Here is a 26002-nt window from a genome sequence, read left to right on the forward strand (position 1 = left end):
TTTTCTTAACGCTGACGTTAACGGTCCAAGGCAAGATGCCTGTTGAGTTTGATAAGATTGCCGCGGTATATTCGAACAATATCTGTCGGAGTTTAGACAATTACCTGAGGTAAAATCAAATGTCATTAACCGCTCCTGTATTGTCAGCAATTATTGCCAGCACTGTTGCCGGTATTGGCGTCGTAGCTCAATTATTAATCGCTTATCTGGCTCGAAAACAGATTACAAAACAACTTGATCTGCAGCACCTAGTCTCACATCGTTCAACAGCGTCATTTATTGCAGACAAACGACAGAAGTGGATTGATGAACTGCGTACTGACATGGCCTTTCACCTGGCTTTATCGCAAGAGATTATCTGGAAGTGGGATGCTATGCGTGATCGTGCAAAGCTACGCGTTATGCAAGATGCAACTGATGCAAATGGAGAAGTAGACCAAATTAAGGCTGAAGAGATTTATCAAGAAGCGGCTGATGCATTCTCACCTGAGAACGGAGCGCGAGACCGCGAACATCAGGAACGACATACCCGCATTATGTTCAGGCTAAACCCGCAAGAGAAACTACACATCATGCTTAGGGATTGCCTAGTAGATATTCGGTCTACTATAGGCAATTACCAGGGAATAAGAACGCCAACTGAAACCCAATTTCAACTCAAAGAAATGATTAGGCTGATTGGTGAAGCACAAACATATACTGAAGCCATTTTAGGTGCTGAATGGAGGCGAGTAAAACAGGAAGTCGCCTACCCTGAAGTTTTGATGTCTACAATCCCAAAACCAAGTTCAGACAATTAAAAATTATATATTTCTGACACACTTTCCATGCGTTAAAACGATAAGGCATTTTTAAAGTTTGAAAGTGTAATAATCATTCGAACTTCTGTTTTTCGCTCATAGCTGCCCTTGATCTTTGCATTGGGCTGCTTCGTGCCAGGAGCGGACATAGTTATCGTCATTCCTGAAGGTCACAGTTGCTTGTGTAAAGAGGAGGTGAAAAATTTGATTTGTTTACAGTGGTGGCTATTGGTCGCCCGAGAATGAAAAACCATCTGCAATAATTGACTAACTTTTGTTCTTAGCAGCCAATAATCGCTGCTGTAAGCGGCTTCGTGCCAGAAGCGGAAATTACGCACATCACAGTTTTTAATTATTGGACGTCGTTTACAGCGCTATGCACAAACTTCATGCATAAGAGTGGAGGCCGCACAAGAAATGCGGCCTTTGGTATCAGAATGTCAGTTCAGGCATCTGTTCCATTACAAACGCTAAAACTTTCTCCGCGTCGAGTGACGCATAGGGCAGACTTTCAATAATTGCAATTGAACGAGTGTCTCCGACAATTTTTTCTATCTCGGAGGCTTTGTACTGAATATGCGGCGCAATAAGAAAACCGTCGAAAGCGGGAGCGACACTGGCAAAATTATCCAGACCCACAGCGCTAATAATGAGATGGTGCCCCTCTTTTTCTGCGAGCAACTGCATCCTTTTGGCGAGAGAATTTGCTGTATTACCAAACAAACAACATATCAGAAGCTTTTTCATATTTTGTACCCCCTGAAAATTGTTCACAGAATAATACTCGACATGCTCATAAAATGAGCGCCTGATCTTATTTACATGACAAATTACGAGTAGAGTTGATGTACCCCAGAAAAGACGAACCTGCCGTATTGTTTGACTGCCGGGATGCATCTGGATCTTTTGAGCAGCCGCTTATCTAAGACGTTTCGTCATTGGGCCTTTTGTCTGCTTCTCGCTCAAAGCCATCCTGATCCAACGCGGACAACTAAGTGCCAGAAACGGACGTTATTAACAGAGCGTTGTGTCTAATCCTGCGAGCAGGTCACGCCAGCCTCTGATAGATCCCTCCAAACTCAAGCCACGCAGTGATCAGCGCTTGCAACCTGGTACAGCCTCAAAAATTACAGGTATAATCCCACAAATTATTCAACGGGCTTAGAAACGAAGATGACAAAACTCACCTTACAAGAACAACTGCTAAAAGCTGGATTAGTGACCAGCAAAAAAATGGCCAAAGTTCAAAGAACGACTAAAAAGTCGCGAGTTCAGGCTCGTGAGGCAAGAGGGGCTGTGGAAGAAAATAAAAAAGCCCAACTTGAGCGTGATAAACAGCTCAGCGAACAACAAAAACAAGCGGCTTTATCTAAAGAGCATAAGGCTCAGGTGAAGCAACTCATTGAAATGAATAGAATCGAGATTGCAAAAGGCGATATTGGTTTTAACTTCACAGATAATAACGTCATTAAAAAAGTCGTTGTGGATAAGCTTACTCAAGCTCAACTGATCAGTGGTCGCCTCGCCATTGCTCGTTTGGTTGTTGATAACAATAGCGAGAGTCAATACGCGATTATCCCCGCGATCGTAGCCGATAAAATTGCGCAGCGAGATGCAAACAGTATTGTATTAAACAGTGCACTTAGTCAGGAAGATCAAGATGAAGAAGATCCGTATGCCGATTTTAAAGTGCCTGATGATTTGATGTGGTAATTAACGTTTTCAGAGGTTTTCGCTTTCAGAACGGGCTGGTATTACGGGCTTTGATCCACTCACCGCCAATGGGATGAACAAAATGCAGCTCACTGGCGTGCAGCATCAACCGCGGTGTCCGTTCGGTACCTGGCAGCAGGCGACCGCCATACAGGTCACAGCCCAAAATAGGGTGACCCAACTGCTGACAGTGGATGCGGAGTTGATGAGTGCGCCCGGTTTCCGGGGTTAGCTGTACCCGCGTCAATGGCAGTAACGTCCGGTCTTCCAACTCGTGGTAGAAACGCTCAACGACCCGATAGCCGGAGCGAGCGGGCTTGCCGTGGATTGCGCAAATCGACATCAGCGGGAACAGCGCCGGGTCTTTGGCAATCGCGGCGTCTATCACCCCTTCGTTGTCGTCCAGGTGTCCGCAGAGCAGTGCGCTGTACACTTTGGTCACTGTGCGCTGGCTGAACTGTTGGCAGAGGGCGGCATTTATCGCCTTATTGCGGGCAATCACCATCAGCCCGGACGTACCGAAATCAAGGCGGTGGACCAGGGTGCAGCCGGGGAATATCTGTACCAGCCGATGATGCACCGAATCGAGATTTTGCGGGTTTTTCCCTGAGAGGCTCAGCAGCCCGGCGGGTTTATTGATAAGCACCAGATGCTCATCCTGATAGAGAGTCTCTATCTTGTCGTGGCACGGTGGGGCAATAAAGGTATCGATAATCGTAGACATCAGGCTGCCCGGATGAAGAGTGGGAGCGGATGATACCTCTAATAACGACTTTTGGACTCAGTATTTGTCAGGTGTGCTGAATACTTCGCGTAACGCGCCCGTTATTCTTGCATGACAGGACGCTGTTGGGCGGTATCCACAATACGGTTTTCCGACAGCAGGAACACCGGGGGAAAGAAAAACGGATCTCTTTACCATTAAGGTCGAATAGAAACATTTGTACTATTGAGTCAATACTTGAGCCAGTTTCTTTATACCTTCAACGATTTCTAATGGTGAATGTGCTGCAAAACCTAACAGGATGGCCTGGTTTGTTGGTTTTGTTTGGCAGTATCGTGAAAGGGGTTGTGCGCCTAAACCTGCTTTACGGCATTGATCAATCATGTCAGATTCCTGAATTTCTTCCGATAACCAACAGACAATGTGAATACCTGAATCCGAAGGTTCTGCGAAAATAATTTCTGGTAGATATAATTGTATGGCTTCAATCATAACCCGTTGGCGTTCATGGCATGCTTTTCTAACCCGCCTGACGTGACGCGCATAATGACCCTCAGAAATAAATGTGGCAAGTATCGTTTGTTCTAAATAAGGTGTCCGCGTATCTGCGTAATATTTAGCAATTTTAAAGGACTCCACTAAACTTTCTGGTATAACCAGAAAACCCAGATGAAATCCCGGAAACATCATTTTAGAAAATGAACCAGCATAGATAACCCGCTGGTGTTGATCTAATCCTTGAAGTGCTTGTATCGGCTGGGCTGTATATCTGAATTCACTGTTATAATCATCTTCAAATATCCAGGTTTTATTTTCAGATGCCCAGTCAAGTAGAGCAATCCTCCTGGATAAACTTAATGTCCCGCCAAGAGGGAATTGATGAGAAGGTGAGGTGAAAATCATTTTTGCATGCGGCCAGTGCTTTATACCATAGGATACATCCATACCATTTTTATCACTGATGACAGGGCGGATTTTAGCACCCATGGAAGTAAATGCCCCTAAAGCGCCATCATATCCCGGTTCATCTAACCAAACTTCATCTCCTTTTTGCAAAAGAACTTGCGCTGCAAGATTCATTGCTTGTTGGGTTCCATTGACAATAAGTATCTGTTCATCAGTGCAATTCAAGCCACGCGTTGTGCGAACATATTTACTAATGGCCAACCTTAATGGTTTAAACCCCAAAGGTTCATTGAGTTTCCAATCCTGGTGGCGAAACTGACGCCAGGTTCGTCCTAACAATCGGCCCCAAAGTTCATATGGGAATAGATCTATGCAACCTATTCCAATATTAAATTTCAGATTATATCCGGCGTATGGCGAGGTCATGCCCCATATTTTTTCCATTACCTTCATATGAGGGTTAATGTAGGGATCGTCATTTCTATTACTCATGTTCTTGTGAAGTGATATGGGTTTTATATGAATCATTTCATCAGGAATGATCGCTGTGACATAAGTTCCTGAACCTTTTTTAGTAATGAGGTAACCTTCATCAATGAGGCGTTCTAAACCAGATAAAATAGAATTTCTTGAAATTGACATCATTTCAGAAAAGGTTCTGCTGGAGGGGATTTTTCTTCCCGCTTTAAGCTGACCATTCAGTATTAGTTCTTTTATAACCAAATAAAACTGCTCTTTAATTTTCCCTTTTTTAAGCAATAGGCTTGGGAAGCTGGCAACGTTCTTTTCCATCATAAAAGTGGACCCATAAAAAATTAAACAAGTGTACCTTATATGATACCACTCTAAGCGGTATTCTTTCATCTCCAAACACGTTACCTTCTAACAAAGTGATTGATATGATTGATGAAAAAGTAAAAATCTCAGTGGTGCCCGCTCAAGAAGAAGATTACTCAGCATGGCTTCCTTACTGGTTGAACTATCAGCAATTCTATGAGGTTCAGTTACCTGAGGAGACGACAGTTGAAACATGGAAGCGTTTTTTCGATGCAAATAAAGACATGTATTGTGCAGTAGCGAAAGAAGGGCAGACAATCCTCGGATTCGTTCACTATGTTTTTCATGGTTCAACATGGTCGGTAAATGATTTCTGCTATTTAGAAGATCTGTTTGTTGCCCAGGATAACCGGAGTAAACATATAGGAAAACATCTCATTGAGCATGTTAAACAAAAGGCCAGGGAGCGCCAATGTGCAAGATTATACTGGCATACACAGGAAAAGAATTTAACGGCACAGAGACTTTATAACTGGGTCGCGGAGAAGCCCGGTGTCATAGAGTATAGAATGCCCCTCTAAGATTCACTTGCTCAGTATTTGATTGACGAGCCATTAATATAAATATGTCAGCGGGGACACGATATTTTTCCGCAGCAGAAGCAAAAAGCCCGCTCAGGGAAACCTGAGCGGGCTTTTCTAATTTGGCTCCTCTGACTGGACTCGAACCAGTGACATACGGATTAACAGTCCGCCGTTCTACCGACTGAACTACAGAGGAATCGTTTGAACGGGGCGAATAATAGCGAGTGCCCGTGGGCATGTCAAAGGGTTAAACCAAAATAGCGTCTGTTTGCTGAGAGTTTCACCAGGTTGTTGATTTTTCTTGCAGGAAATTTTTTTGGCGGGGTTGCTGGCACTGAGGCCGGGCGAATCATCGTTGGGCGGGACGTGGGTAGATAGCTTTACTCAATACCCGGAAAGAAAAAAACCAGCTGTTAATCCAGACGGGTGGACCGAATAACAGCTGGCGATCATCAAATTTGATGAGCTAAGGAGAAACTGAGGTCGTCAGTGATCTTTTAATGCAGCTTCTGTGCCAGTTTCGATAACAGGCTGTGTTTTTTCCTTGTGGCGGCGGCTCAGGAAGGCATTAAGTAAAATCGCGCCGAAGGTGGCAGTGCCGATGCCGCCCATGGTGAAGCCACCAAGGGTGAGAGAGAAGTTGCCTGCCCCCAGTACCAGCGTGACCGCGACCATGATCAGGTTACCGTTCTGATTTAAGTCCACGTTGTTCTGTACCCAGATCCGCGCCCCGGCAACGGCAATCAGACCGAATACCACAATGGATGCCCCGCCAAGCACCGGGCCGGGAATGGTATGGATCAGTGCACCAAATTTGGGAGAGAAGCCCAAAATAATGGCAACCAGACCGGCGGCGACAAAAATCAGCGTCGAGTAGATTTTGGTCACGGCCATCACGCCGATGTTCTCAGCGTAGGTGGTCATCCCGCCGCCGCCCACGGAGGCAGAAAGCATGGTTGCCAGCCCGTCACCGACAAACGCACGGCCCATGTACGGGTCAAGGTTTTTACCGGTCATTCCCGCTACCGCTTTGATGTGCCCGAGGTTTTCAGCGACCAGAATCACGGCCACGGGGGCAATGAGCAGCATGGCGTGCGTGTTAAATACCGGGGTGGTCAGGGTCGGTAAGCCTATCCATGCGGCCTGAGAAATTATGCTGAAATCCACCGGCGTTCCGAGTCCCAGTCCGTTGGTGATCACCACATAAATCAGATAGGCAGCAATCAGCCCAAGCAGTAATAACAGTTTTTGCACCAGTCCACGGGTGAATACCGCCACGCTACCGATACACAATACGGTCACGACGGCCATCCAGCTGTCGAAGGAGGAGGCGGAAACGCTATGCACGGCGATCGGTGCCAGATTCAGGCCAATCGCCATCACCACGGCACCGGTTACGACCGGCGGCATCAGTTTTTCAATCCAGCGAGTGCCGGTGGCCATAACGATAAAGCCAATCAGCATATACACGGCGCCGCAGGCGATGATACCGCCAAGGGCCAGCGCAATATTGGGGTTCGGCCCATGACCGCTGTAACCGGTGACCGCAATCACCAGACCGATAAACGCCGCACTTGAGCCGAGATAACTCGGCACCCGCCCGCCAACAATGATAAAAAACAGCAGGGTGCTGATACCGGACATCAGGATCGCGATATTGGCGTCAAACCCCATCAGCAGCGGCATCAGCACCGTCGCCCCGAACATGGCGACCGTATGTTGCAGGCCCATAATTATCGTCTGCCCTAACGGCAGCCGTTCATCCGGCGCGACAACGGCGCCATCCAGATTGCCCTGCTGTTTACGCCATTTTGGAAACCAGGAATTCGCCATCTCGTGCTCCGGGGTGAAGGATGAATACATCGTAAGGGGCTAGTCGACTGCCCGTTTAATCAGGCCGTGTGGCACATCAGCGGGTGATAGCGCCGGTCGAAATAAGCCAGTCCGTGGCTCTGGTCATTGCGTAACAACGCAATGGCTTCACAGAACAGAATATCGTGCGTGCCGACGGTGGTGATCTGAGTAATTTTGCAATCAAATGACGCCACGGCACCACTGAGGATCGGCGAGCCGGTGGCCAGTTGCGACCATTCAGCGGCTTCAAAGCGCTGCGCCATCGGCGTTTTACCGCCGAATAAATTCGACAGGGATTCGTGGCTGTCGGCCAGTGTGTTAACGCACAGCACCTGATTTTCTTTAAATATCGGGTAGACCGACGCGGAACGGTTCAGGCACACCAGCAGCGTCGGCGGAGAGTCAGTGACGCTGCACACCGCCGAGGCAGTGAAACCTGCACGTCCTGCCGGGCCTTCGGTGGTGATGATATTGACCGCCGATCCCAGGCGCGACATGGCATCCCGGAAGTCCTGTTTATCTACCGACGGTGTATCGGCGTGAAGCATGGTTGTTTGCATGATAATGTCCTCGTGTTCAGACTTGCCGACAGGCGCGGTCAAAATCGAGGCGAGGCAGCCGTCCATAGACTTTGCTGCTGTCGCCATAACCGATGTTAATCAGGAAGTTAGATTTCCAACCCCGTTCAGATAGAAAATGTTCATCGACCAGTGCGGCATCAAACCCGGACATCGGGCCGGTATCCAGCCCCAGTGAACGGCAGGCCATGATCAGGTAGGCGGCCTGTAAACTGCTGTTACGAAATGCGGTTTCGTAGGCCAGCTGCGGGCTGGAGGTAAACCACGAGCGGGCATCGCCGTGTGGGAACAACTCCGGCAACATCTCGTAGAACTGCGGGTCATAAGCCACAATGGCCGTGACCGGCGCGGAGAGCGTTTTCGCCAAATTGCCGCTGGAAAGGGCCGGTGTCAGCTTCTCTTTGGCTTCTGCACTGCGCACAAAGACGAAGCGGGCCGGGCAGCAGTTGGCGGAGGTTGGCCCCATGCGTGCCAACTCATAAGCCTGTTTGAGTAGTTCGTCGCTGACGGGTTTATCCTGCCAGCCATTGTGGGTGCGGGCTTCGGTGAATAAGGTTGCCAGTGCGCTGGCGGTTAAGGCTTCGGCCATGAGATCTCCGTCGGTATGTGGTCTGAAGGCCTGCACGCATGCGTCAGCAGCCACTCCAGTAATATCGGGTTAAAGGTATCGCTGTCGGTCACGCTCATGGCATGACCACCGTAATTCATCTGTTGATGCTCACCGTTGGGCAGCCCGGCAGCCAGAGTGGCCGAACAGTGCCACGGCACCAGCAGATCATCTGTGCAGCTCAGTACCAGCGTGTGGGTGACAATCTCCCCGAGTTGATCGGTCAAGTCTGACCCCATCAGCGCCTGTAAGCGGTGCAGCAGATTTTCCATCCCCTGAAAATGCGCCACCTGATGCTGGCGTTCCTCTTGCAATAACGCATCATTGGCAGACAGCCAGTCGCCCGGGTAGAGAAACAGCGGCTGCGCCTGAACGTAGGCATCAACGCCGCTGTTAAGGAGCAGGTTTTGGCGCACTTCAAAGCAGCGACGGGTTTGGTTGTCGAGCTGCGCCCAACCGTTGATCACCACCAGACTTTGCAGCAGCGACGGGTAACGCCTTGCAAGATGCAGGCCGATAATCCCGCCGAGCGCATGTCCCACCAGGTGACAACGCTCGATATGCTGTTCGTTGAGTAAACCGGCCAGCTCATCGGCCATGTCTTCCATGCGGTAACCGGCAGGTACTGTGCCCTGACTCGCTCCGGTGCCGTGCTGGTCATACACCATGACGCGAAAATGTTCAGCCAGCATCGCCAACTGGGGTTGCCAGAAGCCATGTACACCACCGAGTCCTGATGACAACACCAGCGTGTCGGCGTCAGGGGTGTCTTTACCTAATACCTTGTAATACATGGTTATCCCTTAAGGTGATCAGCAACCATCAGCGGCCAATGTGTGCAATAGACGCAATTTCAATCAGTGCGTCGGGTTTTACCAGCCCACACTGAATGCAGAAACGCGCCGGTTTCTCGCCGGGGAAAAATTCGGCATACACCTGGTTCACCGCCGCATAGTTCGCCCAGTCGGTGATGAAAATAGAGTTCATGGTCACGTCATCCATCGTGCCACCCGCCGTTTCGATCACGCTTTTAATGATCTCCAGCACGTGACGGGTTTGTGCCGCCGCATCGCCAATGTGTACAACATTGTTCTCTTTGTCGAAGGGCAGGGTACCGGAGACGTAAACCACACCGTCGGCCAGGATGCCTGGAACAAAAGGGGCCAGCGGAACGCCGCTGCCCGCCGGAATAATGGCACTTTTAGGCATAGTTCAATTTCCTCGTGAGCTTAAGGTCAGGCGGCATTTTGTTCCGATTGATAACCCACGGCGTCACAGAAGTTACGCACGCTGGATACCCAACCGAAGAAGGTTTCGATGTTATAAATCGCCGCCTTTTGGGCGAAATCAGGCCCGGCCTGATGGGTTGCATCTTCCAGTACCACACCGAAATATTCGAGGAAGAACCCATCGCGCAGCGTGGATTCCACGCACACATTGGTCGCGATGCCGGTAAACACCAGATGATGAATGCCGTAACTGCGCAGCAGGCTGTCGAGCTGGGTGTTGAAGAAGCCGCTGTAGCGCGGTTTTGGCAGCACGATATCGCCCGGTTGTGGCTGAAGTTCGTCTACCAGGTCGTAATCCCAGTCGCCTTTCGCCAGCAGTTTGCCCATCAGCTCCGGGTGTTTGCGCATGGTTTTCAGTGCGTTGGACTTGTGGAAGTTCGGCGAACCGGCACCGCCTGCTTCGACGTACTGATTGTCCCAGCCGTTTTGGAAGAAGATCACTTTGATCCCGGCGGCGCGTGCTGCGGCAATCGCTATTTTGATGTTGGCGATCACGGGGGCCGTGGCAGACACATCAAAACCGGCCAGATCGAGATAACCGCCCGGTGAGGCGTAGGCATTTTGCATATCTACCACGATCAGCGCGGTTTGCTGTGGCGTAAAGGCGATGGCTTCAGGACGGGCAGTGAGGATCGTTTCCTCGCCGGTATTTTTCGGCTCGCGGCGGACAACGGTTTGATTCTCAACAATGTTCATTACGCCACCTCTTTATGTTCTGTCGCGATATGCTGGCGGGTTTTCATTAATGGCTGGATGAAACGGCCAAAGTTTTCAATGCCTTCCACAAAATTATCGAAGGTCAGCAGAATGCCTTCTGCGCCCGGCACGGTGTCGATTTCGTCGAGCATTTTGGCGACGCTGGCGTAAGAGCCGACCAGTGTGCCCATATTGATGTTGACGGCGGAGGTCGGATCCGCCATTTGGCGCACGTTGGTATCGGCCCCGGATTTGGTGTCTTTGCTGCTCTGGTCGGTGAGCCATGCCAGAGCTTCGGCGTCGGCGCCGGATTTATACAGTTCCCATTTAGCACGCGCAGCCGCATCGGTTTCATCGGCGATGATCATAAACAGCACGTAAGAAGAGACGTCGCGCCCTTCGGCTTCGGCAGCGGTTTTCATACGGGCTGCGGTCGGTGCGAAAGCGGTTGGGGTATTAACACCTTTACCAAAACAGAAGTTGAAGTCCGCATGTTTGGCGGAGAACGCCATGCCAGCGTCGCTCTGCCCGGCGCAGATGACTTTCATTTCGGCCTGCGGGCGTGGGCTGACGCGGCAGTCGTCCATTTTGAAAAATTCGCCGTCGAGCGTGCAGTGGCCAGTGCCCCACAGGTCACGCAGTACGCTGACGTACTCGGTCAGGTAGTCGTAGCGGCGGCTGAAATAGTCATCGCCAGGCCACATACCCATCTGCTCATATTCGGGTTTTTGCCAGCCGGTCACCACGTTGACGCCGAAACGACCATTGGAGATGGAATCAATGGTGGCGGCCATGCGGGCGACGATTGCCGGTGGCATGACCAGCGTAGCGGCAGTGGCGTAAAGCTGAATGCGTGAGGTCACGGCAGCAAGGCCCGCCATCAGCGTGAACGACTCCATATTGTGTTCCCAGAATTCGGTCTTACCGCCGAAGCCGCGCAGTTTGATCATCGATAGCGCGAAGTCGAAATGGTAGTGCTCGGCCCGCTGCACAATCATCTTGTTCAGTTCGAAGGTCGGTTTGTACTGCGGCGCAGTTTCAGAAATCAACCAACCGTTGTTGCCGATAGGAATAAAAACACCGATTTTCATAGCTCACCTCTTGATGCAACACGAAGGAATAAAGGGATTCAAAAACAGTATTGCAAAGGCAGTGCCAGTTTTTAAATTGTTATATTTTTCAATTAATTAAGAAAATATGAATTCTTCGGATGGAACATTTGGTCTGTTTCAGACCATTTGGTCAAAAAGGTGTGCACATAAAGCAGGCAAGATTGAGCAAAAATGGTGCGGAATTGTTAAAGTTATATCCACAAAAAGTTAATGGGTTTGATTGGCGCAGCGGCGGATGAATCGCGATAGTCGCATTCATAGGCATTTGTTATGCTCAGGCCCTTGCTGGAATTCTCATGGGAGCGGCTGTGAAGCACGAGGTGGAGCATCAGGTGAAAGCGCCGACACGGCGTTCGAGAGCGGTGGCGGCCAAGCGCAGCACTATCATGGCGGCAGCGCTGGAGTTTTTTTCTCTTTATGGCATACACGGCACCAGCCTGGATCAGGTGGCTGACCGCGCTGACGTGTCGAAAACCAATTTGCTGTACTACTTCCCGTCAAAAGAAGATCTGTATATCGCGGTGCTGAAGGGGTTGCTTGATGTCTGGCTGGCGCCGTTAAAGGCGCTGCGGGCGGAGCAGCATCCGCTGGAAGCCATTGGCGAATATATTCGTTTGAAGTTGTGCGTGTCGCGTGACCACCCGCAGGCCTCAAGGCTGTTTTGTCTGGAGATGATACAGGGCGCGCCGTTACTTAAATTGGAGTTGGGCGGTAGCCTGAAAACGCTGGTGGATGATAAATCTGAGGTGATCCGTGGCTGGATAAAAGCCGGGCTGATCGCGCCCGTCGAGCCTCTGCATCTGATTTTTATGCTGTGGGCCACCACGCAACATTACGCGGATTTCGGCGTTCAGGTGGAGGCTATCACCGGCAAAACGCTCAGCGATCCGCTCTTCTTCGAGCAGACCGTGACTAACGTCCAGCGCATTATTACCGGCGGAATTCAACTTCGCGGGCAGGAGCACTAATGGATTCGGTTTCACAACTTGTACTGGGAGCCGCGGTAGGGATCGCGGTGATGGGTAAGCGCACGCCGGTATGGAAAGCTGCCTTAGCGGGTGCGGTATGCGGTACGTTGCCCGATCTCGACGTGTTTTATGACCACGGCGACGCCATCAGCAATATGACGCAGCACCGCACGGAAACTCATGCACTGCTCTACCTGACGGCAGGCGCGCCGCTGCTTGCCTGGTTGATGGCTAAACTTTTTAGTGCCGGGACGCACTTCCGCCGCTGGTGGCTGGCAGTGTGGCTGGTGCTGGTCACCCATCCGTTGCTGGATATGATGACGGTCTACGGTACCCAGCTTGGTATTCCCTTCACGCATTTCCCGTTTGCCGTCGGCAGTATCTTTATTGTGGACCCGCTTTATACGTTGCCGCTGATCGCTGGCGTTGGCATGGCGCTTTACCGGCATAATCACCGGGGCATTTTCTGGAACAACCTGCTGTTGGGCGTCAGTTGTCTCTATCTCGCCTGTACGGTGGTGGAACAGCATCAGGTGACGCTGCACGTGAGCGAAGAGCTTGAGCGCCAGCATATTGAGAGCACGCAAGTGCTGGTGACGCCAACGCCGCTGAACTCGCTGGTGTGGCGCGTGGTGGTGATGACCAAAGACAGCTATGGCGAAGGGTTTACCTCGCTGCTGCACCCCGATTCTCCGATCCGTTTCTCTTTTTATCCGCGTGGTGCTGCGCTGTATGAAACCTATAAAGATAATCCGTTCCTGGCGCGTGTCGCCTGGTTCAGTCACGGTTTTTTCAGCGTGAAGCAGCAGGGCAATAACATCTTGGTCAGTGACTTACGCATGGGCCAGCAACCCGATTACACCTTTGTGTTTAATCTTGGCGATCTCAGCAACAACGCCGCCAACACCTTGCCTACGCAGGTCATCGCGGTCAGACCTTCCGCCAGTAAATTGTTTAAGCAGTTCAGGCAGGCGCTGAAGGTCGAGTAGGGGAGAACCCGTCGCTAAAGTAACTAAGGAGCCTTTCGGCTCCTTAGTTATTTCTTATCTCGTCATTACGCTACGCGTTTCCTGGATCGCAGCCAGTAACCAATCCCCAGGATCACGAACCACAGTGGTGTGACGATCAGCGCCTGTCGGGTGTCATCCTGCAACGTAAGCAGTACCAGTACAAAGACGAAGAACGCCATACAGACCCAGCACATCAGCTTGCCGAGCGGCATTTTGTAGATAGAGGCTGCGTGCAGTTGCGGTCGTTGACGACGATAGACCAGGTACGAGCAGAGGATGATGGTCCAGACGAACATAAATAAGATCGCAGACACGGTGGTCACCAGCGTGAAGACGGTCATTACGTTCGGGATCAGGTAAATCAGTACCACACCGCCGAGCAGGCAGATACAGGAGAAGGTCAGACCGTTGGACGGCACTGCGCGGGAGGACAATTTACCGAAGGCTTTCGGTGCGTTGCCTTCCTGTGCCAGGCCAAACAGCATACGGCTGGTGGAGAACACGCCGCTGTTGGCCGAAGAGGCGGCAGAGGTCAGCACCACAAAGTTGATAATACTGGCCGCAGCGGGCAGACCGGCGATCATAAACAGTTCGACGAACGGACTTTTATCCGGCACCACAGAGTTCCAGGGGGTGACTGACATGATGACGATCAGCGAGAACACGTAAAACATAATGATGCGCAGCGGGATGGCGTTGATGGCACGCGGCAGAGATTTCAGCGGGTCTTTGGTTTCGGCTGCGGTGGTGCCGACCAACTCAATACCGACGAAGGCGAAGACGGCTATCTGGAAGCCAGCAAAGAAGCCGCTGACACCTTTGGGGAATAGCCCGCCGTCATTCCACAGGTTGCTGAACGACGCCACAGAGCCAGTTGGTGTCTGGAAATGGGTCACTACCATCACCAGTCCGGCGATGATCAGGCCCACAATCGCGACGATTTTGATCATCGCGAACCAGAATTCCATCTCACCAAACATTTTAACCGTGGCCAGATTCAGGCTCAGCAGGAGCAGTACGCAAAGCAGTGAGGCTATCCACTGTGAGAGGCCAGGGAACCAGAACTGTGCGTAAGCGGTGATCGCCACCACATCGGCGATACCGGTAACCACCCAGCAGAACCAATAGGTCCAGCCAGTGAAATAACCCGCCCATGGACCGAGGAGGTCGGCGGCGAAGTCACTGAAGGATTTGTATTCAAGGTTAGAAAGCAGCAACTCGCCCATTGCGCGCATCACAAAGAACAGCATAAAGCCGATGATCATGTAAACGAAGATAATAGAGGGACCTGCCAGACTGATCGTTTTTCCCGAGCCCATAAACAGGCCCGTGCCGATGGCGCCACCGATAGCGATAAGTTGAATATGTCGGTTACTGAGGTTACGCCGCAGGCTGTCTGCGCTCTCCTCTTCCGGTTTTGTGAGGATGTTTGACTCTTCTTGCATGTTGTATTTATTCCTGTTTGAGCTTTGTAGCGACATGATTTTGCCTTGTCGCTATCATTTATCGTTTTTTTTGAGCTCTGAGTGGCTCTTTTTACACCTGTCATTTACCCCTGTGGTTGGGAATGGCGGTGTAATACTAATGTTAAAATCTCGCTTATTATAACCAGCATGAAAATTAAGACCGAAACAAACGTATAGTAATTTTTACATGCGTGAGGTATGAATGTTAATTGGGCGATTTATGACACCAGAGCGAGCAATAATACCTTGTTTCGTTGTGATAAAAATCACAATAACGACTGAGAAAGACTGCAAAACATGGGTGTAAAGTTTGACATCTGAACGTCAGAGGAGAATAATCCGTCGCGTTGGGTCGTTAGCTCAGTTGGTAGAGCCGTTGACTCTTAATCAATTGGTCGCTGGTTCGAACCCAGCACGACCCACCAACAAATCAATAAGTTAGCTTTCCTGCTGCGTCCCGTATTTCCCCCCCTTTGCCCGACCTGTGCTGTAATAGAATCATTTCGCCTGTTCATTTTATTCATTTCATTCCTGATAGATTATTTATTGCTAATTATTTCCTGTGGATAAATCAGCCTTATTTCTGTGATTGAAGCAATAAAAAAGCCTGCTATTACGCAGGCTTGTTAGATTAACGAATTTGTCGTTAAGGAATATTTAGACTAATTCGATCACGTCGAAATTAACTTCAGCACTGACGTCGGCGTCGTAATCTACGCCTTTCAGACCAAAGCCGAACAGACGCAGGAATTCTTCTTTATAGCTTTTGTAATCGGTCAAATCATAGATGTTGTCATCATTGATCTGCGCCCAGATCTCGCCACACGTTTTCTGCACGTTTTCACGCAGTTCCCAGTCATCCAGACGCAGACGGTTTTGGTCATCTGTTTCAGGTTTCTGGTTGTTATAAAGTTTGGTCGCAAACAGGCGTTGGACTTGTTCGATACAGCCTTCGTGAATGCCTTGCTCTTTCATGATTTTGAACACGATAGAGATATACAGCGGCATTACCGGGATGGCAGCAGAAGCTTGAGTGACGACTGACTTCAATACGGCAACGTTGGCAGAACCGCCAATGGCTTTGAGTTTGCTGTCGATGGCATGTGCAGCGCGATCCAAGTCTTCTTTGGCTTTGCCAAGCGTACCGTGCCAGTAAATCGGCCAGGTCAGTTCGGTACCGATGTAGGAGTAGGCGACGGATTTGGCGTTATCCGCCAGCACGCCTGCGTCAGCGAGGGCATCCATCCACAGTTCCCAGTCTTGCCCGCCCATCACTTTGATGGTGTCGGCAATTTCCTGCTCGTTAGCGGGTTCAACCACGGCGGAAACCAGTTTGTCTTTGTTGGTGTCCAGTGCGGTGGATTGGTACGGTTCGCCGATAGGTTTCAGTGCTGAACGGATGACTTCACCGGTTTCCGGCATTTTACGTACCGGTGATGCCAGTGAGTAAACCACCAGGTCGATCTGGCCCATATCTTGTTTGATCAGATCAATAACGGTGTTGCGGCATTCGTTCGAAAACGCATCGCCGTTGACGCTTTTGGAATACAGGCCTTCTTCTTTGGCGGCTTTATCGAAAGCGGCAGCGTTGTACCAGCCGGCTGAACCGGTTTTGGTTTCGCTACCCGGCTTTTCGAAAAATACACCGATGGTGGCTGCATCTGCGCCAAAAGCAGCATTAATTCTTGAGGCAAGCCCATAACCCGTAGAGGCACCGATGACCAGGACGCGTTTAGGCCCGTCTTTTAGTTTGCCCTGCGCTTTCACGTAGGCAATTTGCTCACGAACGTTGGCTTCACAGCCTACAGGGTGAGTGGTCGTACAGATAAAACCGCGAATTTTAGGTTTGATGATCATGAATGGCTTATCTTGGTTGCTTATATAAGGACGCTAATATTACTTAATATTGGCACTTATTTCTCGTAGAAATTTTTAATCTCCAGAGGAGCGTCTACACTTGCCCAGCGAATTTCACTTTCGCGATGCAGGCTGATGGTGCCATCACCCCACGAAATGTAATAGGATACGTCGCCTGAAAGAGGCTCAAAGATATTGGTAATGACACCCTTTATCTCACCTGATTGATGCTTCACAATACTGCCTTTCTGGAAAATCATGGTTCCTCCCCTGGCGGTACTGCGCTGTTTGCCGCCGGTATATCTTCAACTTAGCATAGGTTAGGAAAGCAGGGGGGCGCAGTTGTGTTTTTCGTCAGATTCAGGCAGCGAAAAGCGGTACGAGGATATATCATCAAGGTGTAACAACCCCGACTACCGTACCCAAACATTCAGTGCTATTTTCGATTTTGCAGAGTTAACCAGGGGTGTAAATGAAAAATCTGATGATCGATGTGCTGATCAAGCTATCAAAAGTTGAAGTAGAGTCCAAAGAGCTGGTGGCGCAGGTGGAAGCGCAATCTCTGTTAATTGCTGCGCTGGTACTTTCGGCAGGCAAAGACGCGACGGATTCTCTGTCCGAGAATATTCACCATGCCGTATTGGCTGCGGCCCAGTCCTCGCAGGATATCTTGCAATCCGACGTGGAGATGATCCTGGCTCAGTTTGACCGCCTGCTGAAAGTAACCCGTTTTGTCGCTGAACAAGCAGAAGAAGAGTAATTCCTCTTGGGCTATAGGCCATCTATAGCCCTATTATTTCTCACTTTCCCCTCTCTATTGCGCCCCGTTGTCCGTTACGCGGGGGTTGATGTCAGTTAGCAAGGCGCACCGTTTCTTCGATTACGCCATACTCTTTTCAGGCTGCGGCATGAGGTCAGCAGCGTTGAATGGAGAATCACCATGTTAGCCGACCCTTCGCAGAAATATCGCCCGTTTCCGCCTGTCAACTTACCCGACCGTCAGTGGCCCGGTAAAGTACTCAATAAGGTGCCGCAATGGTGTTCAAGCGATCTGCGCGACGGGAATCAGGCACTGGCCGAGCCAATGGATAATGAACGCAAGTTGCAGTTTTTTGACTTGCTGATCCGCTGCGGTTTCAAGCAAATTGAAGTGGCTTTTCCGTCGGCGTCACAAACTGATTTTGATTTTGTGCGCGGCTTGATTGACGGCAATCTCATTCCCGACGATGTCACTATTCAGGTTTTGACGCCTTCGCGCCCAGACTTGATTGAACGCACGTTTGAGGCGCTGAAGGATGTGCCGCGCGCCATTGTGCATCTGTACAACGCCACAGCGCCGATTTTTCGCGATGTGGTGTTTAATCAGGACCGCGAGGCTACCCGTGAACTGGCGGTGCGTGGCGCCAAACAGATCCGTCAGCTGTGTGAGCAGAACCCGCAGACGCAGTGGACCTTCGAGTATTCGCCGGAAACCTTTTGCTTTACTGAGCTGGATTTCGCGCTGGAGATTTGCGAAGCGGTGGCGGATATCTGGCAGCCGGATGCCCAGCGCCCGATGATCATTAATTTGCCCGCTACTGTTGAAGTCAGTACACCCAATATTTATGCCGATCAGATTGAGTGGTTCTGTCGTCATTTCAGCCGCCGTCGGCAGGTATCTATTAGCGTTCATCCGCATAACGATCGCGGCACCGGTGTAGCCTGCGCCGAGTTGGCGATGCTGGCCGGGGCTGATCGCGTGGAAGGCTGTCTGTTTGGCAACGGCGAGCGCACCGGGAATGTAGATCTGGTGACGCTGGCGCTGAATTTTTATACTCAGGGGATTGCGCCGGGGCTGGATTTTAGCAATTTGCAGGGCGTTGTTGAGGTTGTCGAACAGTGCAACCAACTGCCTGTGCACCCGCGTCATCCTTATGCCGGAGAGCTGGTCTTCACGGCGTTTTCCGGTTCGCATCAGGACGCCATCAAGAAAGGTTTTGCCGCACAAACTCGCCGCGGCGACGCTCACTGGCAGGTACCCTATTTACCGCTCGACCCCGCTGATGTTGGTTGCAGTTACGAGGCGGTGATCCGCGTTAACAGCCAGTCCGGCAAAAGTGGCGCGGCCTGGTTACTCGAACAGAATCACGGCCTGACATTGCCGCGTGGCCTGCAAATCGAGTTCAGTAAAGCCGTACAGCGAGAAACCGATAGCACCGGCAAAGAGATGAGTACCCGTGATGTCTGGCGTCTGTTCCGTCAACGCTACGGGCTGGTAGATCAACCGGTACTGAAGTTACTGGGCTATGACATCCGCAGTGATGCATACAACGTTTGTCACTTCAGCGCACGGGTGACTTATCAGGCACAGGAGCTGGTGTTAACCGGAACGGGTAACGGCTTGCTGTCGGGTGCGGTTGACGCCCTGAGCCGTCAGTTTGAGGTGCAATTTGATATTGGCGACTATCATGAACATACGCTTGGGCATCAGAGCCACAGTCGCGCCGTGGCCTATGTGAGTTGCCAGCGTAAGCAAGGCGAAACATACTACGGGGTGGGTATCGACAGTGATGTCTCCAGCGCCTCGTTGCAGGCACTGTTCAATGCGGCGGTTCAATTTCTGGCATGAAGTGCCGGAAGAGGGAAGTCGAGAGAAAAGTAGTCGCTGGGTGATACGCCGAGTGCACGTTTAAACATCGCACTGAAGGCGCTGGGGCTGTCGTAGCCCAGCGCCAGTGCGACATCCAACACCGACGTTCCGATCGCCAGCGCATGTAATCCCGCCAGTAATTTTGCACGCCTTACCCAGTCACTGAAGCGCAGCCCTGTTTCGCGCTGAAAACGGCGCGATAAGGTCCGCCCGCTGATGTTCAACTGAGCGGCCACCTCTTCCAGTTCCCAGGGTGATGATAATGCGTCACGAATTTGCTGGCAGATCTCCAGCAACTGGCCGTCTCTGGGTTGAGGCAAATGCAGAGGCAGTACCGGTAACAGACGCAGTTCATCGAGCAGCAGTTCCATAATACGTTCATCGCGACCGCCGCTCTGATAGTCAGCCGGGATACTCAGGGAGACCAAAATCAACTCCCGCAGCAGGGGCGAAATCTGTACAGCCTGGCATTGCGAGGGTAAATCCGCGCGGGCGAGAGAGTCGACATACAACGTTCTGGCCTGAACACGGCCAATAAAGCGCAAACTGTGTGCAACGCCGGCAGGAAGCCAGACGCCCCGCCCCGGTGGCACCATCCAGACGCCCATCGCTGTACTGACTTCCACCACGCCGCACAGGGTATGAAGTAGCTGCGAACAGCGATGGCTGTGTAATGGCTCGTGATCACCATGCTGGTACTCAACGGCAAGTGCGGCAATTGACTGAAAAGGGGCAAGGGGGGAACTGTGCATCGGGTGATATTTTCCAGACTGAACGTTACCGACAAAGGCCATAGCCTGCTACAGAAGGCTGCCCGTTGCCAGACAGCCCGGTGATGTCCCATCAGGGAGAAGGACTATTATTGATGGGGGTTCTTTTTGGCGTCTTCAACCGCCTGTTTAGCTTCCTCGGCTTTTTGCTGCAATTCTTCTTCGGTCATCAACTCGGCAACTTCATGCAGTTTCGCCAAACCATCGCTGATATGCACTTCATCAGCTTTGGTTTTTTTTTCGCTATTATTCTCACTCATCATTTTATCCTGTTGGAGACATTTTACTGGAGCAAAAGTCTGTTAGAGAAAGTAGAGGTTTGATTTTAGCAGAAATTGGGGGGTGTCACAGGAATGTAAAAGCGAGGCAGGGTATTCAGACCCATCCGTTGACGGGCCTGAAAAAGCAGGCACTGCCTGAGAACTTATTGACGGTAGGCGAACTTAATTTGTTGCAGTGAATTTCTGAAAATCTCGGCTTGTTTTTCGTCTTCCATCTGAGAGGCGAATTTTTCCATATTCAGCATGACTTTGCCAGCATCGGCCTGGCCTATTGCTTTCAACATCAGGGTCAGAGTGGCTTTCAGGCAGGCCACTTCCGTTGCCAGCGTCTCGACATTGGCTTCAGTGGTAAAATCGCAATTACTCATTTGGACTCCAAAGCTGTTAACAGCTCATTCAAAAAAGGTGTTTTTGGTTGTTTGTCAGCAACCAGAAAGAAAGTGGCCGTATTCTAACACAATCAATCCATACTTCGTGAAGCACTCCGTTTCCATCATGCCGCACATGCGCAGGTTATACGGGGCCATGGTTGCAAAGGGGAGTGGACTTCTTATTGGAAACAGCATGTAACATATCCTAAAACCTTTTATAGACTCAGGAGTTTCCGCGTTATGCCGAGCACTAATAATGTTTTTTTAGGATAGATATATCTTTGCGAAACAACGTTGTTTATTTGAGCGCTATTAATCAACGGACATAAATGTTTTCAAAAATGGACAACGTATTTTTACAATTCGTCAGGGATATCATGAAGCGTAGTCTTTCTCTATGATTTTAAAGTGTTTTATTTTATTATCTTTTTAATTTAATGGAATTTAACATTTACATGCATTATCGCATTTTTTTACAGACATTCCGTGGTCAACTTACCTCGTATGGAGTAAAATGCTACAGTTAATTAAATTTACATTGTTTTCGGGTGCTCTATTTTATTTCCGCTGTCAATGTCTGACAGCCAGGTCAGCAGCCTCATAATCGACCTGCCAATGTTACACTCTCTTCGTTGTCAAGCTGTCCAAAGCTCTTTATTCACGTTTACTACGTAATATCGCCTGCCGACAAGCCATGAAAAGATGACTGTGTGTTGCCTTTATTTTTGGAGAATACTCTTTGATTAGCGTTCTTCTTGTTGATGACCACGAACTGGTGCGCGCAGGGATCCGACGCATTTTAGAAGATATCAAAGGCATCAAGGTTGTGGGTGAAGCCCCGTGTGGCGAAGACGCCGTAAAATGGTGTCGCAGCAACGATGTAGATATTGTCTTGATGGATATGAATATGCCGGGGATCGGCGGGTTAGAAGCGACCAAAAAGATTGTCCGTTTCTCGCCTGACATCAAGATCATCATGTTAACTATCTATACCGAAAATCCGTTGCCAGCCAAAGTGATGCAGGCAGGAGCCTCTGGCTACCTGAGTAAAGGCGCGGCGCCACAGGAAGTTGTGAATGCGATCCGTCTGGTTGATTCCGGCCAGCGTTACATCGCCTCCGATATCGCTCAACAGATGGCACTGAGTCAGATTGAACCGCAATCTGACACGCCGTTTGACAGTCTTTCTGAACGTGAACTGCAGATTATGCTGATGATCACTAAAGGTCAGAAGGTCAACGAGATTTCAGAGCAACTTAACTTGAGTCCAAAGACGGTTAACAGTTATCGTTATCGGATGTTTAGTAAATTGAATATCAGTGGCGATGTAGAATTGACGCACCTTGCTATCCGGCATGGTCTGTTCAACGCGGAGACTTTGTCTGGCAGTGAGTGATGAAATATTTGATCCCAAGGCCTTTTTAAATACGGTCACCAGCCAGCCAGGCGTCTACAGAATGTATGACGCCAGTGGCACCGTTATTTATGTCGGTAAAGCGAAAGACCTGAAAAAACGTCTTTCGAGCTATTTTCGCCTGCAGGTTTCCAGCCGTAAAACGGAAACCCTGGTCAAAAACATTGCGCAAATTGATGTCACGGTAACCCACACCGAAACCGAAGCTTTGCTGCTTGAGCATAATTATATCAAGCTCTACCAGCCGCGCTATAACGTGCTGCTGCGCGATGATAAATCCTATCCGCTGATTTTCTTAAGTGCTGATAACCATCCGCGAATTTCAATCCACCGCGGTGCCAAGCACGCCAAGGGCGAGTATTTCGGCCCTTTCCCGAACTCTTATGCTGTGCGGGAATCTCTGGCGTTGTTACAAAAACTCTTTCCAATCCGTCAATGTGAAAACGGTGTTTATCGCAACCGCTCGCGTCCTTGTCTGCAATATCAGATTGGTCGCTGTCTAGGACCCTGCGTGAAAGGGTTGGTCAGCGAGGAAGAGTACAAAGCACAGGTGGATTACGTCCGGCTGTTCTTATCCGGCAAAGATCAGCAAGTGCTGAACAATCTCATTGAACGTATGGAAGAGGCCAGCAAAGCACTGCACTTTGAGGACGCCGCACGTATCCGCGATCAAATTCAGGCCGTGCGCCGTGTAACGGAACGGCAGTTTGTGTCCGGTAACAGTGAAGATTTGGATGTTATCGGTGTTGCGTTTGAGTCCGGCATGGCGTGCCTTCACGTGTTGTTTATCCGTCAGGGCAAGGTGCTGGGCAGCCGCAGTTATTTCCCTAAAGTACCGGGCGGGACTGATTTAGGCGAAGTGGTTCAAACCTTCGTCGGGCAATTTTACTTGCAGGGCAGCCAGTCCCGAACACTGCCGGGGGAAATTCTTCTCGATTTCAGTCTGCCGGAAAAAGATCTGCTGGCGGATTCGCTCAGTGAGATGGCCGGGCGCAAGGTGCAAATTCAGAGCAAGCCGCGTGGCGACAGAGCGCGTTATCTAAAATTGGCCCGCACTAATGCTTCTGTGGCACTGACGACTAAACTGGCACAGCAATCGACTATCCATCAACGGATGAACGAACTGGCAAAAACGCTCAAACTTGCAGAAATTAACCGTATGGAATGCTTCGATATCAGCCATACTATGGGCGAACAAACCGTCGCATCCTGTGTTGTTTTTGATGCTAACGGTCCCCTGCGTTCAGAATACCGGCGCTACAATATCACCGGTATTACCCCCGGCGATGATTACGCCGCGATGGCGCAGGTGCTGACCCGGCGTTACGGCAAAGCGATAGAGGATAAAAAAATCCCTGACGTCATTTTTATCGATGGCGGCAAAGGCCAACTGGGTATGGCGATTGATGTATTCTCTTCGCTGAATGTCACGTGGGATAAGTCAAAGCCGTTGTTGATTGGTATTGCGAAAGGTGCAGATCGTAAAGCCGGTCTTGAAACGCTGTTTTTCGTACCGGAAGGTGAGGGCATTTCACTACCTTCAGACTCACCTGCATTGCATCTTATCCAGCATATTCGTGATGATTCGCACGATCATGCCATCACCGGGCACCGGCTGAAACGCGCTAAAGTACGTAATACCAGTGCATTAGAAGAGATCGAAGGTGTCGGGCCTAAACGTCGGCAAGTTTTACTGAAGTATATGGGAGGGATTCAGCCGCTGCTGAATGCCAGTATTGAGGAAATTGCACAGGTGCCAGGTATTTCTAACGCGTTGGCAGAAAAGATCCATAATGCGTTGAAACACTAAGAGCGATGTAGCAACATACTCATAATAACCACACAAGACAGACAGTTACCTACGCTATGCAATTTAATATACCGACGTGCCTCACCCTGTTTCGCGTTGTACTCATTCCGTTTTTCGTGCTGGCATTCTATTTGCCTTATGCATGGGCGCCGACGGCTTGTGCACTGATTTTCGTGTTTGCGGCGATCACTGACTGGTTTGATGGCTATCTGGCCCGTCGTTGGAAGCAAACCACGCGTTTTGGTGCTTTCCTTGATCCGGTTGCGGATAAAGTCATGGTCGCCATGGCGCTGGTTCTGGTGGCTGAGCATTTTCATGCATGGTGGATAACTCTCCCTGCAGCCACCATGATTGCCCGTGAGATCATCATTTCAGCGTTGCGTGAATGGATGGCTGAGATTGGCAAACGCAGCAGCGTGGCCGTTTCCTGGATTGGCAAAGTCAAAACCACAGCCCAGATGTTGTCGCTGGTGGCTCTGTTATGGCGTCCTGATGCCATCGTCATTTGGGTCGGTGTGGGTGCGCTCTATATTGCTGCAGTGCTGACTTTCTGGTCAATGTTCCAATATTTGAACGCCGCACGTCATGATTTGCTGGAACCCTGATATCAAACTGAGTTAAAAACCGTCAAACGATCGTCTGGAGTGGATAATTTTATTGACTCATTGCGTCAGGTAAGTAGAATGCATCGCATCAGACGGCAGCCAACAGGTAGCCTGAAGATAGTTAAAAAAATCAGTAAGTTCTGATTAATGCGGGAATAGCTCAGTTGGTAGAGCACGACCTTGCCAAGGTCGGGGTCGCGAGTTCGAGTCTCGTTTCCCGCTCCAAATTTATTAAGCCGCTAGTGATATCGACTTAAGTGCAAGATAAGTAGTAAGAATTAAAGGCGCGTTAACAAAGCGGTTATGTAGCGGATTGCAAATCCGCCTAGTCCGGTTCGACTCCGGAACGCGCCTCCAATTTTCCCGGAGCCCGGGTGGTGGAATCGGTAGACACAAGGGATTTAAAATCCCTCGGCCTTAGGCTGTACGAGTTCAAGTCTCGTCCCGGGTACCATGGAAAATTAACCGAATAATCAAAAGCAATACAGCAGTAATGTCGTTTATAGCCACCCTCGGGTGGTTTTTTTATGCCTGCTTCATAATACCCTTTCATAATATTATTGATCCCCAACGGCGGGAACAATCGCAATCTTTCTGTCATATCTTGCCGTCTGAGCTGCCGTTTTATGGCCTGAGATAGCCTGCTTGTCGTACAGTGAACCTTCCAGATCCGATATTCCTTTCGCCTTCAAATCATGGAAAGTAAAATTGAAATCCAGTTCAGGAAATTTCTCTTTCGCTTCTTGTTTTGCCTTCATCCAACGACTGTTAAACCCATCCCGTGTGTAACCGGCCAAGTGATTGCTTGATGAACCGAGATGCTCGTCGTCGTGGATCACTTGGTGGCTTGTTGGCTGGGGACTAAATACGCTCGCGGCCTGAATGTAAGTATCCCACCAAAACGGCCCATTCACTTTTAGAGATCTTCCGACATACTAATTATGTCCCCGAGGAGATCGCTATGCGTAAAATCCGTTTCACCGAGCACCAGATCATCGCCGTACTGAAATCAGTCGAAGCTGGCAGGACCGTCAAAGATGTGTGCCGCGAGGCCGCTATTTCCGAAGCCAGCTACTACAACTGGAAGGCGAAATATGGCGGGATGGAAGCCGCTGATATCAAAAAAATCAAAGATCTTGAAGACGAGAATCGTCGTCTGAAGCAGATGTTTGCCGATCTGA

Annotated in this window: 27 protein-coding genes, 5 tRNA genes and 1 pseudogene; 15 read left to right on the forward strand and 18 right to left on the reverse strand. The window is 50.1% G+C overall.

Annotation, left to right across the window (positions count from 1 at the left end; all coding sequences use genetic code 11):
- Positions 1–119 precede the first annotated feature (119 nt).
- Positions 120–800, forward strand: coding sequence for a hypothetical protein (locus tag EAH77_RS20600; protein WP_140474670.1), 681 nt, complete (start codon positions 120–122; stop codon positions 798–800).
- A gap of 432 nt (positions 801–1232) precedes the next feature.
- On the opposite strand, the gene EAH77_RS20605 is transcribed toward EAH77_RS20600, so the two are convergent.
- Positions 1233–1547 carry a PTS sugar transporter subunit IIB gene (locus EAH77_RS20605; RefSeq protein WP_140474671.1) on the reverse strand — a complete coding sequence of 105 codons (315 nt, stop codon included), beginning with the start codon at positions 1545–1547 and terminating at the stop codon, positions 1233–1235.
- A gap of 426 nt (positions 1548–1973) precedes the next feature.
- Here EAH77_RS20605 and EAH77_RS20610 point away from each other — a divergent pair, with 426 nt between their 5' ends.
- On the forward strand, positions 1974–2513 hold the full coding sequence (locus tag EAH77_RS20610; protein ID WP_140474672.1) for a DUF2058 domain-containing protein: 540 nt from the start codon (positions 1974–1976) through the stop codon (positions 2511–2513).
- 25 nt (positions 2514–2538) lie between these two features.
- On the opposite strand, the gene EAH77_RS20615 is transcribed toward EAH77_RS20610, so the two are convergent.
- A complete protein-coding gene (locus EAH77_RS20615) occupies positions 2539–3237 on the reverse strand; it encodes an RluA family pseudouridine synthase (RefSeq protein ID WP_140474673.1) in 699 nt (232 codons plus the stop codon).
- Between the two features lie 222 nt (positions 3238–3459).
- Positions 3460–4935 carry a PLP-dependent aminotransferase family protein gene (locus EAH77_RS20620; protein WP_161985836.1) on the reverse strand — a complete coding sequence of 492 codons (1476 nt, stop codon included), beginning with the start codon at positions 4933–4935 and terminating at the stop codon, positions 3460–3462.
- A 107-nt stretch (positions 4936–5042) separates the two neighbouring features.
- Here EAH77_RS20620 and EAH77_RS20625 point away from each other — a divergent pair, with 107 nt between their 5' ends.
- Entirely contained in the window at positions 5043–5501 is a 459-nt protein-coding gene (locus tag EAH77_RS20625) for a GNAT family N-acetyltransferase (RefSeq protein WP_140474675.1), read from the forward strand.
- Between the two features lie 123 nt (positions 5502–5624).
- Here the strand turns inward: EAH77_RS20625 and EAH77_RS20630 are convergent.
- From EAH77_RS20630 to rutA, 8 genes are all read right to left on the reverse strand, one after another.
- A tRNA-Asn gene (locus EAH77_RS20630) sits at positions 5625–5700 on the reverse strand.
- Positions 5701–5990: 290 nt separating this feature from the next.
- Positions 5991–7337, reverse strand: a complete 1347-nt coding sequence (gene rutG / locus EAH77_RS20635; RefSeq protein ID WP_140474676.1) for a pyrimidine utilization transport protein G — start codon at positions 7335–7337, stop codon at positions 5991–5993.
- Between the two features lie 59 nt (positions 7338–7396).
- Positions 7397–7918 (reverse strand): NADH-dependent FMN reductase RutF, encoded by a 522-nt coding sequence (rutF, locus tag EAH77_RS20640; RefSeq protein ID WP_140474677.1) that lies wholly within the window; start codon positions 7916–7918, stop codon positions 7397–7399.
- Positions 7919–7934: 16 nt separating this feature from the next.
- Positions 7935–8525, reverse strand: coding sequence for a malonic semialdehyde reductase (locus EAH77_RS20645; RefSeq protein WP_140474678.1), 591 nt, complete (start codon positions 8523–8525; stop codon positions 7935–7937).
- Positions 8510–9337 (reverse strand): pyrimidine utilization protein D, encoded by an 828-nt coding sequence (gene rutD, locus EAH77_RS20650; protein WP_140474679.1) that lies wholly within the window; start codon positions 9335–9337, stop codon positions 8510–8512. Before rutD ends, EAH77_RS20645 begins: the two co-directional genes overlap by 16 nt.
- 28 nt (positions 9338–9365) lie before the next feature.
- On the reverse strand, positions 9366–9752 hold the full coding sequence (gene rutC, locus EAH77_RS20655) for a pyrimidine utilization protein C (RefSeq protein ID WP_140474680.1): 387 nt from the start codon (positions 9750–9752) through the stop codon (positions 9366–9368).
- A 26-nt stretch (positions 9753–9778) separates the two neighbouring features.
- Positions 9779–10528, reverse strand: coding sequence for a pyrimidine utilization protein B (rutB, locus tag EAH77_RS20660; RefSeq protein ID WP_140474681.1), 750 nt, complete (start codon positions 10526–10528; stop codon positions 9779–9781).
- Entirely contained in the window at positions 10528–11619 is a 1092-nt protein-coding gene (gene rutA / locus EAH77_RS20665; RefSeq protein ID WP_140474682.1) for a pyrimidine utilization protein A, read from the reverse strand. Before rutA ends, rutB begins: the two co-directional genes overlap by 1 nt.
- 329 nt (positions 11620–11948) lie before the next feature.
- Here rutA and rutR point away from each other — a divergent pair, with 329 nt between their 5' ends.
- Together rutR and EAH77_RS20675 are read left to right on the forward strand one after the other, a co-directional pair.
- Positions 11949–12608 (forward strand): HTH-type transcriptional regulator RutR, encoded by a 660-nt coding sequence (gene rutR / locus EAH77_RS20670; RefSeq protein WP_241673506.1) that lies wholly within the window; start codon positions 11949–11951, stop codon positions 12606–12608.
- Complete coding sequence (locus EAH77_RS20675; RefSeq protein ID WP_140474684.1) at positions 12608–13597, forward strand: metal-dependent hydrolase; 990 nt, start codon at positions 12608–12610, stop codon at positions 13595–13597. Before rutR ends, EAH77_RS20675 begins: the two co-directional genes overlap by 1 nt.
- A 65-nt stretch (positions 13598–13662) precedes the next feature.
- Here EAH77_RS20675 and cycA read toward each other — a convergent pair whose 3' ends face one another.
- A complete protein-coding gene (gene cycA, locus EAH77_RS20680; RefSeq protein ID WP_140474685.1) occupies positions 13663–15063 on the reverse strand; it encodes a D-serine/D-alanine/glycine transporter in 1401 nt (466 codons plus the stop codon).
- Positions 15064–15433: 370 nt separating this feature from the next.
- Between cycA and EAH77_RS20685 the strand changes: the two genes are divergently transcribed.
- Positions 15434–15509 (forward strand) — tRNA-Lys (locus tag EAH77_RS20685).
- 232 nt (positions 15510–15741) lie between these two features.
- On the opposite strand, the gene fabV is transcribed toward EAH77_RS20685, so the two are convergent.
- The gene (fabV, locus tag EAH77_RS20690) at positions 15742–16941 is read right to left on the reverse strand and encodes an enoyl-ACP reductase FabV (RefSeq protein WP_140474686.1); all 1200 of its coding nucleotides are present in this window, start codon (positions 16939–16941) and stop codon (positions 15742–15744) included.
- A 56-nt stretch (positions 16942–16997) separates the two neighbouring features.
- The gene (locus tag EAH77_RS20695; protein WP_140474687.1) at positions 16998–17201 is read right to left on the reverse strand and encodes a hypothetical protein; all 204 of its coding nucleotides are present in this window, start codon (positions 17199–17201) and stop codon (positions 16998–17000) included.
- A 212-nt stretch (positions 17202–17413) separates the two neighbouring features.
- Here EAH77_RS20695 and iraP point away from each other — a divergent pair, with 212 nt between their 5' ends.
- Both iraP and leuA read left to right on the forward strand, forming a co-directional pair.
- The gene (gene iraP / locus EAH77_RS20700) at positions 17414–17701 is read left to right on the forward strand and encodes an anti-adapter protein IraP (RefSeq protein ID WP_140474688.1); all 288 of its coding nucleotides are present in this window, start codon (positions 17414–17416) and stop codon (positions 17699–17701) included.
- A 180-nt stretch (positions 17702–17881) separates the two neighbouring features.
- On the forward strand, positions 17882–19549 hold the full coding sequence (gene leuA, locus EAH77_RS20705; RefSeq protein WP_140474689.1) for a 2-isopropylmalate synthase: 1668 nt from the start codon (positions 17882–17884) through the stop codon (positions 19547–19549).
- Here leuA and EAH77_RS20710 read toward each other — a convergent pair.
- The 3 genes from EAH77_RS20710 to EAH77_RS20715 form a co-directional block, all read right to left on the reverse strand.
- A complete protein-coding gene (locus EAH77_RS20710; RefSeq protein WP_140474690.1) occupies positions 19534–20322 on the reverse strand; it encodes an AraC family transcriptional regulator in 789 nt (262 codons plus the stop codon). The genes leuA and EAH77_RS20710 overlap by 16 nt on opposite strands.
- 107 nt (positions 20323–20429) lie before the next feature.
- Entirely contained in the window at positions 20430–20603 is a 174-nt protein-coding gene (locus EAH77_RS25300; protein WP_170215685.1) for a hypothetical protein, read from the reverse strand.
- 161 nt (positions 20604–20764) lie between these two features.
- A complete protein-coding gene (locus EAH77_RS20715) occupies positions 20765–20989 on the reverse strand; it encodes a DUF2594 family protein (RefSeq protein ID WP_140474691.1) in 225 nt (74 codons plus the stop codon).
- A 742-nt stretch (positions 20990–21731) separates the two neighbouring features.
- Between EAH77_RS20715 and uvrY the strand changes: the two genes are divergently transcribed.
- The 6 genes from uvrY to EAH77_RS20745 all read left to right on the forward strand — a co-directional run bounded on the left by uvrY (position 21732) and on the right by EAH77_RS20745 (position 25275).
- Positions 21732–22388, forward strand: coding sequence for a UvrY/SirA/GacA family response regulator transcription factor (uvrY, locus tag EAH77_RS20720; protein WP_140474692.1), 657 nt, complete (start codon positions 21732–21734; stop codon positions 22386–22388).
- Positions 22348–24216 carry an excinuclease ABC subunit UvrC gene (uvrC, locus tag EAH77_RS20725; RefSeq protein WP_140474693.1) on the forward strand — a complete coding sequence of 623 codons (1869 nt, stop codon included), beginning with the start codon at positions 22348–22350 and terminating at the stop codon, positions 24214–24216. The genes uvrY and uvrC overlap by 41 nt, the downstream gene beginning before the upstream one ends.
- Before the next feature lie 56 nt (positions 24217–24272).
- Complete coding sequence (pgsA, locus tag EAH77_RS20730; RefSeq protein ID WP_140474694.1) at positions 24273–24821, forward strand: CDP-diacylglycerol--glycerol-3-phosphate 3-phosphatidyltransferase; 549 nt, start codon at positions 24273–24275, stop codon at positions 24819–24821.
- 149 nt (positions 24822–24970) lie between these two features.
- Positions 24971–25046: transfer RNA gene (locus EAH77_RS20735), tRNA-Gly, on the forward strand.
- Between the two features lie 58 nt (positions 25047–25104).
- Positions 25105–25178: transfer RNA gene (locus tag EAH77_RS20740), tRNA-Cys, on the forward strand.
- An 11-nt stretch (positions 25179–25189) separates the two neighbouring features.
- Positions 25190–25275, forward strand: a tRNA-Leu gene (locus EAH77_RS20745).
- Positions 25276–25378: 103 nt separating this feature from the next.
- Here EAH77_RS20745 and EAH77_RS20750 read toward each other — a convergent pair.
- Positions 25379–25615, reverse strand: a pseudogene (locus EAH77_RS20750) (integrase); the annotation flags it as partial.
- Between the two features lie 167 nt (positions 25616–25782).
- Here EAH77_RS20750 and EAH77_RS20755 point away from each other — a divergent pair.
- The coding region (locus EAH77_RS20755) for a transposase (RefSeq protein WP_140474695.1) at positions 25783–26002 on the forward strand (220 nt) is incomplete at its 3' end.

It is taken from the genome of Ewingella americana (genome assembly GCF_006438725.1).
GTDB classification, from domain to species: domain Bacteria; phylum Pseudomonadota; class Gammaproteobacteria; order Enterobacterales; family Enterobacteriaceae; genus Ewingella; species Ewingella americana_A.